General features: G+C 30.0%; 9 protein-coding genes and 1 CRISPR repeat array (1 of these 10 running past the window's edge). Of the genes, 3 read left to right on the top strand and 6 right to left on the bottom strand.

What is annotated here, in order from left to right:
• Positions 1-137: 137 nt before the first annotated feature.
• The 4 genes from ACMC9J_RS08580 to gatC are packed head-to-tail and all read right to left on the bottom strand — an operon-like array spanning position 138 to position 3,137.
• A complete protein-coding gene (locus ACMC9J_RS08580; RefSeq protein ID WP_427003242.1) occupies positions 138-1,370 on the bottom strand; it encodes a cofactor-independent phosphoglycerate mutase in 1,233 nt (410 codons plus the stop codon).
• Between the two features lie 27 nt (positions 1,371-1,397).
• Positions 1,398-2,417, bottom strand: a complete 1,020-nt coding sequence (locus ACMC9J_RS08575; RefSeq protein ID WP_019264092.1) for a homoserine dehydrogenase — start codon at positions 2,415-2,417, stop codon at positions 1,398-1,400.
• Between the two features lie 7 nt (positions 2,418-2,424).
• Positions 2,425-2,910 (bottom strand): amino acid-binding protein, encoded by a 486-nt coding sequence (locus ACMC9J_RS08570; RefSeq protein ID WP_019264093.1) that lies wholly within the window; start codon positions 2,908-2,910, stop codon positions 2,425-2,427.
• An 11-nt stretch (positions 2,911-2,921) separates the two neighbouring features.
• The gene (gene gatC, locus ACMC9J_RS08565) at positions 2,922-3,137 is read right to left on the bottom strand and encodes an Asp-tRNA(Asn) amidotransferase subunit GatC (RefSeq protein WP_019265636.1); all 216 of its coding nucleotides are present in this window, start codon (positions 3,135-3,137) and stop codon (positions 2,922-2,924) included.
• Between the two features lie 239 nt (positions 3,138-3,376).
• Here gatC and ACMC9J_RS08560 point away from each other — a divergent pair, with 239 nt between their 5' ends.
• Positions 3,377-6,604 carry a C1 family peptidase gene (locus ACMC9J_RS08560; RefSeq protein ID WP_427003241.1) on the top strand — a complete coding sequence of 1,076 codons (3,228 nt, stop codon included), beginning with the start codon at positions 3,377-3,379 and terminating at the stop codon, positions 6,602-6,604.
• An 11-nt stretch (positions 6,605-6,615) separates the two neighbouring features.
• Here ACMC9J_RS08560 and ACMC9J_RS08555 read toward each other — a convergent pair whose 3' ends face one another.
• Both ACMC9J_RS08555 and ACMC9J_RS08550 read right to left on the bottom strand, forming a co-directional pair.
• On the bottom strand, positions 6,616-8,043 hold the full coding sequence (locus ACMC9J_RS08555) for an asparagine synthetase B family protein (protein ID WP_427003240.1): 1,428 nt from the start codon (positions 8,041-8,043) through the stop codon (positions 6,616-6,618).
• A gap of 47 nt (positions 8,044-8,090) precedes the next feature.
• Positions 8,091-9,293 carry an AAA family ATPase gene (locus ACMC9J_RS08550; protein ID WP_427003239.1) on the bottom strand — a complete coding sequence of 401 codons (1,203 nt, stop codon included), beginning with the start codon at positions 9,291-9,293 and terminating at the stop codon, positions 8,091-8,093.
• Positions 9,294-9,857: 564 nt separating this feature from the next.
• On the opposite strand from ACMC9J_RS08550, the gene ACMC9J_RS08545 reads away from it, so the two are divergent.
• Together ACMC9J_RS08545 and ACMC9J_RS08540 are read left to right on the top strand one after the other, a co-directional pair.
• Positions 9,858-10,379 carry a hypothetical protein gene (locus ACMC9J_RS08545; protein ID WP_427003238.1) on the top strand — a complete coding sequence of 174 codons (522 nt, stop codon included), beginning with the start codon at positions 9,858-9,860 and terminating at the stop codon, positions 10,377-10,379.
• 98 nt (positions 10,380-10,477) lie between these two features.
• A complete protein-coding gene (locus ACMC9J_RS08540) occupies positions 10,478-11,077 on the top strand; it encodes a hypothetical protein (protein ID WP_427003237.1) in 600 nt (199 codons plus the stop codon).
• A 54-nt stretch (positions 11,078-11,131) separates the two neighbouring features.
• Positions 11,132-14,190: a CRISPR direct-repeat array (repeat unit 31 nt; unit sequence ATTTCAATCCTATTATAGTCTTATTTCTAAC) (it continues 2,175 nt past the right edge of the window).

Genomic DNA, 14,190 nt, shown 5'->3' with positions numbered 1-14,190 from the left:
ATTACTGTTGTAAATTACAACATAAATTATAAATTTTTTAATATATAACTGTTGCGATTAACAACATTAAACTTATACTCACCAGCCCTATAAATGCAGAATCTTTTAGTGAGCTATAAATTAAAGAGATGATTTTTCTAAAAATCATCATTAATTAGTCTGGACATTAACTTATATCCTTCTTTTTTATCCAAACTGCCTTTAAGAACACCCTGTTCATCAAATGATTCGCACTCATCACCTGTTTTATCAGAAGCATATATTATTAAAGGCACATCATCTCTTGTGTGAGTTCCAACTGAAACAGGAGTTGGATGATCCGGCAGAATAGCTGCCTTAAAGTCCTGACCTTTTAAGCTGTCTAAAACCGGACCTACAATATATTTATCAATTTGTTCAATAGCTTTAACCTTTTCAGCAGTATCTGATGCATGGCCTGCTTCATCAGGAGCTTCAATGTGTACAAACAATACGTCATGATTTTTTAAAGCTTCAACTGCATATTTTCCTTTAGCTTCATAATCTGTATCAAAGTATCCGGTAGCTCCAGGAACATTAATAATATCAAAACCTGCAAAAGCACCAATTCCTTTTAACAAGTCAACACCGGTAATTACTGCTGCATCCAATCCGTAAACCTCTTTAAAATTAGGTAAAGTTGGAGTTACTCCCTGACCCCATAACCATACCATATTTGCAGGTTTTTTACCGTCAGCTACTCTTTTTTTATTGACTTCATGATTTTCCAGAACTTCTCCTGATTCCCACATGATTTTTTTAATGAATTCAGGTAATTTTTCATCCCATTTGTCACCGGAGGTATTTTTATTTAAATCTTCACCGGCAATATCATGAGGAGGCATAGTCTTTAAACCAGCCAATAGCTCAGCATCTTCAGCACTGTCACATGAATACACAAACAGATGTCTGTAACTAACTCCGGAATAGAATCTGCCTTTAAAATCATCATATTTTTCATTGAAGTAATCATTTAAGCTGTCCATAAGTATTTCAGCTTCCCCAGAAGTAATATGACCTGCATTAAAATCATCCATATGGTTGTCCTTCTGGGTAATGGTATTGCATCTGAAAATTACATCCTTATCAGTAGTTTCAATACCCATACTTCCTGCTTCCAGTGGTCCGCGACCGGTATAGTAATTTGCAGGGTTAAATCCAAAAATACTCATATTGGCTACATCAGAACCTGGAGTATATGCATCAGGAACATTATTGGTTAAACCTCCAAAACCCGCTTTTGCCATTTTATCAATGTTTGGAGTATCAGCTGCCATAAGTGGAGTCTTACCGTCTAATTCGTCAATTGGATAGTCACTTGAACCGTCAGGGATAAAAATTACATATTTCATATTATCATCAAAAAAAGTAAAAGTAAATTAGTATTTAACTTTTAAAATACTAATCAAATCAGTCAACATCGCAGAAGCAGTTTCAAGAGATCCTGCTCCAAGTCCAATAACACTAACATCACCGGCAAGGTCAGTACGAACAGTAGCCATGTTTAAAGTTCCGCTTAAGTCAAATGCGCTGCCTTTTTTAATTAAACGTGGTGATACCTGTAATTTATCTTTAGAAACTTCAGCTATTAATTTAATTAAATAACCTTCTTTTCTGGCTAAATCCATAGCCTGTGAAGTAATATTTGAAATACCTTCAACATCAACATCATCATAAGTAGCATCAATTCCTAAAAGTGAATTAGCTAAAATTACAGTTTTACAAGCTGCATCAATACCTTCAACATCTTGAGTTGGGTCTGTTTCAGCTATTCCTAACTCTTGAGATTCTTTTAAGGTTATATCATAGGAGGAACCTTCTGATGCCATTCTTGATAAAATGTAATTGGTGGTACCGTTCAATATTCCTACAATTGATTTGATTCCACAGGATGAAAGTGTTTCTTTTGTGAAATTAATAATAGGCATTGCTCCACCAACACTGGCTTCATATTTAAATTCAACATTGTTTTTCTCAGCTTCAGATACAACTTCTTTGAATTTTAAAGCTAAATGTCCTTTATTAGAGGTTACAACATCTTTTCCAGCTTTAAATGCTTTTAAAGTTAAAGACAGTGCAGGTTCTGCATCAGTTATATTGGTTGGAGTTGCTTCCATCAAACAGTCATATTCCACAGCATCCAACACATTCAAACCTGAAATAGTACTGCCATATTCCGGATAATTGGATAACTTTCCAAATTCATTTTTAGTATTTACAAGCAGTTCTTCATCTAATCCGTCAGCACAAATTGCAGAAGATGAAGAATCTGCAGCAGCTACTATTTTTAATTCTACATCAAATCTTTCTTTAATCATGTCTTTTTTTAATGAGATTGCTCTAGCCACACCTTGACCAACTGCACCAAATCCCATTACTATGACTTTACATTCTTTCATATTATCCCTAAACTTCATTAATCATAAGTAAATCTTTTTCTGCAGCTATTTTACCAATCTTATCAAATACAAATTCTTTCATGCCAAAGTCTGTTTCAATATTAATTAAAGCAGAAGATTTAGATTCTCCATCTAATTTAATATCAAATCCAACTACATAAACACCTTCCAAAGAATTAATTTTATCCATAGTGTCTCTAATGTCGTTATCAACAATATGGCCAATTAAAATAGTGCTCACAACTTCCTTTTTAACAACTCCGTCCATTGCAATAATGGAAACTCCCAACTCTTTGAATCTTTCAATAACCCTGTCAAGACTATCACGTTCACCTTCAAGAGTAAGCTGAACCGGAATCATTCCTTTTTCATTTTTAGAATCTCTTTTATGGATTACAGTAACCAGGTTTGCACCAAGGCCACTAATCGGATCCAAAACAGAAACTAGCTGTCCCGGAACATCCATAAGTTCTAAAACCAAATCCATTTTCATAAAAAATTCCCCTAATTAACCCAATCTGCTCTTTTAACAACAAGTTTACCTTCTTTGTCAATATGAGCATTCCTTAAAATTTTTTCAGGATGTTTCTCATGAGATTTATCTTCACGAGTAAGATTTAAATTATCAGTAATATACCAAGTTTCTTCAAGATCTGGAATATCCTCTAAAGTTTTTGAAAACTTGTTTAAAATATTTTCTGCATCTTTTTCAATTTTCATAAATAAATCTCCTATGATTAATTCAATAATAATAAAAATAATTTTGTTTTTTAATATTAATAAATGTTTATTAAAACTTGGGCTTTTTACTAACTTAAAATTATATCATCACTTTTCTTAGACAAAACACAATTTTGTGTAAAAAATATTATTTGTATTGGCGACATCATTTAATAATCATAAATTAATATTATATTAATGTTCATAAGAACTAAAAAAAAATTAAAAATGTGGGTAAAATGTTAAATAAAACCAAACTAAGTATTTTAGTTGTATCTTTTGTTTTGCTGTTATCTTTAACTTGTGTTTCGGCTAATGAAAGCAATACATTTACAGATTTGCAAACAGCAATAGATGAATCAGGTAATGAATTAAACATAAATCATAATTATGTTTATAATGACACTGCCGACGGCAAATATTCTGAGGGAATTACAATAAACAACAGAGAACTTGTAATTAACGGGAACGGATATGCTGTTGACGGATCCAATCATGCAAGAATACTTCTTGTAACTCAATGTAATCTAACAATAAACAATCTTATTTTAACTGACGGATTATCATCATACGGTTCAGGAATATATGCCAAAGATTCCAATATTATTTTAAATAATGTAACCTTTAAAAACATGAATTCAACTCAGGCAGGCTCATGTCTGATAAGTGGGGGAAGCTTAACTATTGAAGATTCCTCATTTATAAATACAACTTCCGAAAAAGGAAGTGCTGTTTTTGGAGCTTACGGAGATATTAAAATAAGCAATAGCGAAATCAGAACATCCCATTCAGACTGGGGTGCAGTGTATCTTATAGGTGCAAATGCAAATATTGCCAATACTGATTTTGTTAATCTAAACTCAAATTATGCCAGTGCAGTTTATGCTACAGGTTCCAAAGTTATGATTGACAAATCCAAATTCACCAACTTAAAATCCAACAAAACTGCAGGAGCTATCGGATCTAAAGAATCAAAAGAAGTTATAATTAAAAACTCTGAATTTAAAAATATAAGCTGCGAAAAAAACGGAGGAAGCCTATACTTTGATTTAGTTGAAAATGTGGAAATTTCAAATTCAACTTTTACACACTCATATGCAGAATTTGGAGGAGCTATACTTCAGCTTGAAGGCAGTTTAACTGTTGAAAACTGTAATTTCACACAGAACACCGCTTTTTATGATGGCGGAGCAATATATGCATCATATGTTAATTTAAAATTAAACAATAACAATTTTGCAGACAACCGCGGATTAAATGACGATGCCAGGGGATCAAATGGAGGCGGCTTATATCTGGACATGACAAATGCAACAATAACCAATTCCAGTTTCACAAATAACTTTGCTGCATTTGACGGCGGGGCAATATACACCTATGACACATCATTATTTATGAATAAAAACTATTTCACCAATAATTCCCAATTTAACACAACAGGAATTTTTTCTGCATTTGATAAAAACTACACTGCACTAAACTGCAATTTTACTGATGACATCATTTCATTAAATAATACAATCTATGCAACAATTGTTGACGGCTCCGGAATTACATTAACTTTAGTAAACAATACAATAACTTTAACTAAACTTCCTTCAAGATTTGATTTACGTGACTTCGGATGGGTAAGTTCAGTTAAAAATCAGGGTGCAATAGGTGCATGCTGGACATTCGGAACCTGCGGATCTTTAGAATCAGCTCTTCTTAAAGCAACAGATACTGAATATGATTTTTCTGAAAACAATGTTCAAAACAGTATGATTAAATACTCCCTTTACGGTCATACCATAGAAAATGAAGGCGGAACCGAATTTATGGGAGCAGGATATTTGTTAAGCTGGCTTGGAATGTTTCCAACCAAATATGACACATATGACGAACTTGGAAAAATATCCTCGTTAATATCTACTGATGAAGATATTCACATTCAGGACATGATTTTTGTTCACCCCCGCATAAATTCAACTGACAACAATCAGCTGAAAGATGCTTTAATTAAATATGGAGGGCTTTGGGTTGCATACAATGCTCAGCAGCAGGCACCATACTACAATTCAAAAACCTCAGCACAGTACTATAACGGAACTGAAGACGCAAACCATGCAGTTCTTCTTGTCGGATGGGATGATAACTACAGCAAAGACAACTTCCTGATAACTCCACCTGGCGACGGTGCATTTATCCTTAAAAACAGCTGGGGAAGCAATTTCGGTGACGGAGGATATTTATACATTTCATATTATGATACGCAGTTTGTAACAGGCTATCAGGCAATAGGAGTTATTATAAATAACACTGTTTCATATAATAAAAACTACCAAATTGATATTAGCGGAATGGACAAATATAAAAACTTCAATTTAAGTCATATTTATTATGCCAATGAATTTGAAGCCCTTGAAAATGATTTGATAGCTGCAGTTGGAACCTACTTCAACAACAGTGGTGAAAAATACGAAATCAGCATCTATGTAAATGATATATTAAAACACACACAAAGTGGAATAAGCGCATTTAGCGGTTTTTCAACTATTAAATTAAATAATTACATTCCAGTTAACAAAGGAGACCTTTTTAGAGCTGTAATTAAAGGTGTAAATGTTCCATTATCAATAAATACCAGAGTACACAATGACGGTTATACATCATTTATAAGTGCCGACGGCAAAATATGGAATACATCTGAAAATATAATCTGTTTGAAAGTTTACACAATAGCTAATTCAATCCAAAGCAGCGATTTAGTAAAATATTATAAAAATGCTTCAAAATTCAGTGCAAATGTTAACGCAGCTAATGTAAATGTGACATTTAACATAAATGGAGTCAATTACACAAAAACCAGTGATGAAAATGGAACAGCTTACCTAAATATTAACTTAAGACCTGGAACTTATAATATTACAACTTACTTCAACGGAATAAATAAAACAAACACAGTAACTGTTTTATCTGCAATTATTGGAGATAATCTTGTTAAATATTATAAAAACGGAACAGAGTTTTATGCCAGGTTTGTTAAAGGCAATGGAGAAGCACTAGCTAATACAAATGTAACATTTAATATTAATGGAGTCTTCTACACCCGTGAAACTGACAGTAACGGTGTTGCAAAGTTAAATATAAACTTAAGACCTGGAAATTACACCCTAACAGCTACTAATCCTGAAACCGGATTGGATATAGGATTTAACATTACAGTTTTACCTACAATTATAGCTGAAAACTTAACAACATATTTAAATGCATCACAATTCAATGCAAGCTTTGTTAAGGGAAACGGTAATCCGCTATCTAATACAAATGTAACATTTAACATAAACGGTGTTTTCTATATCTGCCAGAGCGATGATAACGGTTTGGCTACTTTAAATATAAATTTAATGCCCGGAAAATATATCATAACAGCTATTGAACCTGTAACTGGTTTAGATATGGGATATGGAGTAACTGTCCTTAAATAGAGTTTTAAACTCTATTTTAAATACTCCTCAATATCAATATCCCTTAAAACTTTTTTTCTTAAAATCTTATCAATTCCGGTACCGTACTGGGCTGCCTTTTTAGGTCTGTAAGCAATCTGCTTATCCAGTCCCAAATTGAAAGCCAGTTTTCTTAAAATATTTTTACGCAGCTTATCATCAGAACCTGAAATTTTATACCTGACAGGAATATTAAGAGCAAATTCAACAAGATTTTTATCTAAAAAAGGAAGGCGCAGCTCAACGCCATTTGCCATTGAACATGCATCATCACGTTCCAGATTAACATGATACATATTAGCCATATCATATCTTAACTCATCATCTAAAGTATTTTCCATATAGCTATTTAAATATCTGTTGTAACCTCCAAACAACTCATCAGCACCCTGACCGGAAACAGCTACCTTAATATTGTCCTCAGCTATCATTTTAGAAGCAAGATAAACAGTCATTCCAACTCCGATTTTCATCAGATTGTTTTCACCGATTGACTTGACTACAGCTTTCAGATTGTCCTTTACAATATCTTCTGTAATGTCATGAACCTTTAGGGGAAGTCCCAAATACTCGGCTACACACTTAGCAGCAGCCACATCCTTGGAATCCTTTTTGCCTACAGCATACAAAGTAACTTTAAGATTTTTATTTAAGGAAATATCGCGAAGCAGCAAAGCTATTAAAGAGCTGTCAACACCGCCTGAAAAAATTACACCAACTTCCTCCAAATCGTCAACTCTTTTTAAAACAGCCAGTTTAACAAGTTTTTCAAGTTTTCTGTTGTCGGTTTCAAATCTCTTTTGGAAAATATCTGTTTTAGGAGGTATCTCTTTCCAGTTGTAAAGGATATAGCCCGGTTTTAATGTTTTGATGTCTCCTTTTAAACATTGTTTTGAAGAAGCAAAAGCATTATCTGTGTAAAATAAAGGTTTGACACCTAAAGGATCTCTTGAGACCGCCAAGTTATTTCCGTCTGTAACAGCATAGGCATAATCCCCGTCTAAGAGATTATTTGTTTTTTCAACTGCCTGAAGCAGATCATCCCCATAATAAAAATCAATTAAATTAAGCAATAACTCAGAATCAGAAGAAATATCTTTATTTTTTGTTAATTTAGCCAGCAAATTCTTTAGAGAAGAATAATTATAAATCTCACCATTGAAAACCAAAGTTAAACTGTTTTTAGCTATTGGCTGAGTGTGAGAAGTCCTGTTTTCCAAATTATGGACAGCCAGCAGATTATGACCTAAACCTAAAGAATAAGTGTTGTTATCATCAAAATCGTTTAAATCAATCCCTTTTTGTATTTTACCGTCTAAAAATATTCCGGAAGCATCTTTTCCCCTACTTTTTGAGGTTTTTAACATAGCTATTAAATCATCAGCTTTGAAATTACCTTGAAGACCAACTATTGAACACATATTACCTTATATATCCTACTTTTTTATAATATAATTTAACATTTAATTTACCAATTTAAATTATATTCTTTTTCTAAATTTAAAATCATGAAATAAACTAAATATAATCTATTACTAAATTTATATTCTCCACTTTTATCTTTACCAATAGATTCCAAAATATTAAGTTCTGTTGCTCTTTGAAGAAACTTGGAAAAAACTTTTTTTTCAGAAGGTGATAAAAATTTTTCAAAATCGCTTTTCTTAAATGAATCAACTCCTTTATCCCCTAATTTCATTAAAATACTTTCATAATTCTTACTACGGATAGATTTATCCATAACTGGTTTTATCTGCCGTTTACCTATTAATCTGCCTGCCTCAACAATCCCTTTAATTGCATAATCCATATTAACACTATTACTCTCAACTTCCCAAAAAACAGAATCTCCTATTTCCTGCATCATCAAAGGAATACCCTCTGAAAAAGCTATCATGTATTCTAAAGATTTTTCATCACATTTAATTCCTACACTATCAAATGTATCTTGAAAAAACTCATTGATTTCCTCTGAATTTAAATAATCAATATGATCATAATGAAAAATTCTTGAAAAAGACTCATCTTGATTTACAAGATTATTAAATTTTTCAGGGTACCCTGCTAATAAAATATATAATGGAATATTATAATTTTTCATTTCAATAGAATCTGCAAACTTTTTATACCAATCTACAAACTCTTTTGATTCAGATAAACCATTAATATCATCAATAATTAAAAAAATACCCTTTTCAGTACATAATTCTTCATATGATTTATTCAAATAATATAAAAAATTATCAACAATATCTCTAGAGGCATACTCATCTAGTTTAAAATTGAATTTAGTTCCTTTAACTTCAATACTCTCAACATAATCTCTAAAAATATTTTTAATTTTAGATTTTATGGAATCTTTTGGTGCAGAGTTAATCAACTCTTCTAAAATTTGTTTTACTAAATTTTCTAAAGAATGATTTCCTTTATTTGAAATATATACTCCCACCATTTTGTCTTGAACAAAGTCCTGAACATATCTTGCTAAAGATGTTTTACCCATACCTTTTTTCCCAGTGATAAAATAATGCTGAACATCACCTTTTTCTGCTTTATTCAAGTACCTTAAAATTTTTTTAACTATTTTAGTTCTTCCTTTAAAATAATATGGACTGACTGGATGACCTGGTTGAAACGGACTTTCCTTATCAAAATCAAAATCATCCAACATTAAAATTCACTCCTTAATATCCATTACTACCTTTTAATACTACTATTATAATCTACTAAATAAATAAACATTTTTGTTTAACTACTCATTACCCAGTACAATTAATGTAAAATCAAGTTATACATAATTCTGCTCACTGTTTGACAGTGGCTAATGTGATATAATAAAACATATATATCAAACAAGCTGTTATATGAAGTTAAGAAAGATATAACTGGAGCTGAAGGAAGAAAGTATAGGGATTTATAGTTAAGAATATTTATTCTTCACCACAATTATGAGTAGCCAATTATAGCACATATTATTAAAATTAATTTATGAGTATTCATAGGATATAATTTTGTTAATAAATAGTATAAATCTTACTAAAATACTTGGAGATTCATTTGGAATTGATACTATTAGCTTAATTTATGTTGGAGTAACTAAAAGGTTCTGTCAAGGACTTTGGTGATTTGAATTTTTAATTTTTAATTTCAAAAAATTTTTTAAATGCTTTTTTGGCTTTTATTTTTTAAAATAAGATAGTAAATTTAATATATTAAGTGGAGCTAATATATTAATATGAATAAAGACAATATAAAAGCTCCATGTTCTATATTGGAGGATAAACAACTTAAACTTTTCGATTTTTTTGAAGAATTTTCTGAATATGAATCTTATGGGGAGAAATTAAGCAATGGATGTTTAAATTCGGATGATAATTTAATTAGGCTTACTAAACATAGTAATTTTTATTTTAAATATAAATATACCTTTTGTCCTAATTGTTATTCCTCAAATGTTGTTAAAAATGGTAATTATGTTCGTAAATTGTATTTTTTAAATGTTGAAGAACAAAAATGCATTATTCAGAAATATAAATGTAAAAAATGCGGTAAAATTTTTTATACGAATATTAAATCTATTGTTGATGAAAATTGCAATATTACAAAGCCTGTAATAGAATATATCAACGAAATATACTCTGTTTCTGGAAATAGCATTTATAAAATTCAGTATATGCTCAAAAGATTCTTCAATGTAAATATTTCACATCAAAGTATTGAATCTTGCATAATAATCTGGATGAAAATGATGATATAAGTGTGAATGAATCTTATTCCAGACATTATTTGTTTGATAGTCTTTGGACTAAAATTAACAGTGTTTAGAACTATTTTTTAGTCTTATTTGATGTTAAATTGAATTCTGTTGTTTCTATGGATCTGGTGAAATCAGAGGATATTGAAACTATATATAAGTTTTTAGATGATTCCCTACATAATCAGCCTAAGATTTGTATTGTATCTGATTTAAAAGATGAGTATCATCCAGCAATTGAAAAAGTTGGGGTTAGACATCAATTCTGTATGTTTCACACAAAACAAAAGATAAACAGGAACATTAGAGAGGATAAGAAAAGAAATAATTATTCTGATGAAGAATTGGAATACTTAAATTATTGTAAACAATTAGTTTTTGATGTTTTGAATGCTAATGATTTAGAATCTGCTAAAAAAGGTAGAGATTATCTTATTAGTATACAAAACAATTTGCCGAAAGTTATTTTTAATTTATTGTGGTTTTTTATCATTCCTTACTTTAAAACAATAACATTTCATCTTGAAAATAGTAATGTTCCAACTACAAGTAATAAAATTGAAAATTTCTTTCAAAAAGTTTTCCCTAAGCATATTAAAAAAACATTAAGAACTTTTGAAGGAGCTAGGACAAGATTTTATCTCAAAACCAAATACTGGGTGCAGAGAAACTTCCGAGGCATTCATCACCAAAGTTATTGACAGTGCCTTATTTCTAACCATCATTAAATTTATATATCAATAGGTGCAAAATGAATTTCAATCCTATTATAGTCTTATTTCTAACAGAGAATGCAGGTAGTGTAGCGAGTAGCTCGTAATGAATTTCAATCCTATTATAGTCTTATTTCTAACCATAACCACATAGTAGCTGTCCGTATAGCTATCTTTATTTCAATCCTATTATAGTCTTATTTCTAACGTCAAATACTGTGAATGGACTGTAATCCCTTGATTTCAATCCTATTATAGTCTTATTTCTAACTGTTGATGCTGATACTCCCATTCCCTCCATGAAAGATTTCAATCCTATTATAGTCTTATTTCTAACTATTACAGATGCTTATAAAGTGTATTATGTGTTAAATTTCAATCCTATTATAGTCTTATTTCTAACAATACTATCCTTTTCAGTTCTACTAAACGGATTAATTATTTCAATCCTATTATAGTCTTATTTCTAACACTCCAAAATTTAATATTAAATCATGTGTTCAATAGTATTTCAATCCTATTATAGTCTTATTTCTAACTGAAGTTGTCTTATGTTAGTGCTGTTGATGAGTATTATTTCAATCCTATTATAGTCTTATTTCTAACCAGTCAATAATGTGTATCTTACTTTTGAATTATTATTTCAATCCTATTATAGTCTTATTTCTAACGCTTATAGTAAAGGTTACACTGATGCTTATGCTAAATTTCAATCCTATTATAGTCTTATTTCTAACTCTTCTTTAAGTCTTCTTGTGAATCTCCTCCATTATTTCAATCCTATTATAGTCTTATTTCTAACTTATACTTCAAATCCATAATGGATGTGATGTTCGTGGATTTCAATCCTATTATAGTCTTATTTCTAACGGCGCTTCCCCATTTTCACAAACCATAAAACTGTAATTTCAATCCTATTATAGTCTTATTTCTAACAGTGTTCGTATGTTTATTATTCTAATATACTAACTGATTTCAATCCTATTATAGTCTTATTTCTAACCTCTACTCTTTCAGATTCAGTCATTAGCTTATCAGAATTTCAATCCTATTATAGTCTTATTTCTAACTGGAAAACATGATCGTATCTTCCTACCAGTTAATGACTGATTTCAATCCTATTATAGTCTTATTTCTAACATCCATATAAATCATCCTTCCTTTTTTTATTTGAAATTTCAATCCTATTATAGTCTTATTTCTAACAGTAAAAAAGGATATTGCAATATATGTAATGATTGTTAATTTCAATCCTATTATAGTCTTATTTCTAACAGGAATTACCTTATCTTTGTATCTGTCCTTTAAGACATTTCAATCCTATTATAGTCTTATTTCTAACGTTGAAAGCATCTGATCCTTTGTTTTTTAATGTTATTTCAATCCTATTATAGTCTTATTTCTAACAGCCAGCTGATGGATACTATTTAAGCACAGGCAGCATATTTCAATCCTATTATAGTCTTATTTCTAACCTAACAATATCATTTTTAACACTTCCTTAAAAATCATTTCAATCCTATTATAGTCTTATTTCTAACTTATCAAATAAGCAGGTGACATTAGAAGAGGGGCAAATTTCAATCCTATTATAGTCTTATTTCTAACTTCATTTCTGAAGCAGTTAAATTAATCCATTTTTTATCATTTCAATCCTATTATAGTCTTATTTCTAACTCTTTTATTGTTTCATAATATAAATCTGTTTTCGAATTTCAATCCTATTATAGTCTTATTTCTAACACAGTCCCCTTGGGGATAATTATTTTATTAGTGCAATTTCAATCCTATTATAGTCTTATTTCTAACAATACATATCAACGAATTAACACTTGCAAGTGCTTGATTTCAATCCTATTATAGTCTTATTTCTAACAATTCAGATACATTGAATATTACATATACTGAGGAATATTTCAATCCTATTATAGTCTTATTTCTAACATATATATAAGTGTCAAAGGTTGTAATAGTGCAGACATTTCAATCCTATTATAGTCTTATTTCTAACACTTCTGTCATTCCCCAATTGATTTTGGTAAAAATTTCAATCCTATTATAGTCTTATTTCTAACGATCACTAACAGCAACATCTGAAAAATATAATAAACATTTCAATCCTATTATAGTCTTATTTCTAACTCAAGTAGGCAAAAATTAAAAAGAGTGATAAAATGTATTTCAATCCTATTATAGTCTTATTTCTAACATTATCATATACTGTTATGATTTTATTTCCTCCATTTCAATCCTATTATAGTCTTATTTCTAACAATATTATGTTATAGTTTTATTATATGAGTTTTTAATTTCAATCTTATTATAGTCTTATTTCTAACGAATCTTATTATGAAACAAAAGCAAGTTATAACTATATTTCAATCCTATTATAGTCTTATTTCTAACTTTCAAAAAAAAATTATTGTGCCATGAAGTTCAAAGATTTCAATCCTATTATAGTCTTATTTCTAACACCATATACGGTTTCAAAGAAAATATGAAGAAAAAATTTCAATCCTATTATAGTCTTATTTCTAACAGCAGCTACAAAAAAATTAAAGGATGTGTTTAAATAATTTCAATCCTATTATAGTCTTATTTCTAACTTTTATGAGTTGTCTGCAAATATTGAATATGCAGATATTTCAATCCTATTATAGTCTTATTTCTAACTGTAATGATAGTCATCTTCAGTGTATCTGTTGTTGTAATTTCAATCCTATTATAGTCTTATTTCTAACGATAGAAATCCACGACCTCCCCAAACATCAAATAAAATTTCAATCCTATTATAGTCTTATTTCTAACCTCTTTTAAGTAAATTAATGTTTTCCCCTAGTGCATATTTCAATCCTATTATAGTCTTATTTCTAACATGAAATCATGAAATGATGAAATTATATTTCATATACATTTCAATCCTATTATAGTCTTATTTCTAACCCTGTAGGGATTATTGAAGACCTTGAAATCAGCTATTTCAATCCTATTATAGTCTTATTTCTAACGTAGTGGAATCGCGGATTATATAATCGCCAATTGCATTTCAATCCTATTATAGTCTTATTTCTAACTAAAAAAAAGTAAAAAAATAGAGTTAT

Source organism: Methanobrevibacter intestini, assembly GCF_047402955.1.
Lineage (GTDB): Archaea > Methanobacteriota > Methanobacteria > Methanobacteriales > Methanobacteriaceae > Methanocatella > Methanocatella intestini.
The sequence above is the reverse complement of the archived record's forward strand: the minus strand, read 5'-3'. Positions and strand labels throughout refer to the sequence as shown.

Excerpts from the sequence above, each read along its gene's own strand:
- ACMC9J_RS08555 (WP_427003240.1), bottom strand. The coding sequence starts at position 8,043 with ATGTGTTCAATAGTTGGTCTTCAAGGTAATTTCAAAGCTGATGATTTA.
- ACMC9J_RS08580 (WP_427003242.1), bottom strand. The coding sequence starts at position 1,370 with ATGAAATATGTAATTTTTATCCCTGACGGTTCAAGTGACTATCCAATT.
- ACMC9J_RS08560 (WP_427003241.1), top strand. The coding sequence starts at position 3,377 with ATGTTAAATAAAACCAAACTAAGTATTTTAGTTGTATCTTTTGTTTTG.
- ACMC9J_RS08570 (WP_019264093.1), bottom strand. The coding sequence starts at position 2,910 with ATGAAAATGGATTTGGTTTTAGAACTTATGGATGTTCCGGGACAGCTA.
- ACMC9J_RS08545 (WP_427003238.1), top strand. The coding sequence starts at position 9,858 with ATGAATAAAGACAATATAAAAGCTCCATGTTCTATATTGGAGGATAAA.
- gatC (WP_019265636.1), bottom strand. The coding sequence starts at position 3,137 with ATGAAAATTGAAAAAGATGCAGAAAATATTTTAAACAAGTTTTCAAAA.
- ACMC9J_RS08550 (WP_427003239.1), bottom strand. The coding sequence starts at position 9,293 with ATGTTGGATGATTTTGATTTTGATAAGGAAAGTCCGTTTCAACCAGGT.
- ACMC9J_RS08575 (WP_019264092.1), bottom strand. The coding sequence starts at position 2,417 with ATGAAAGAATGTAAAGTCATAGTAATGGGATTTGGTGCAGTTGGTCAA.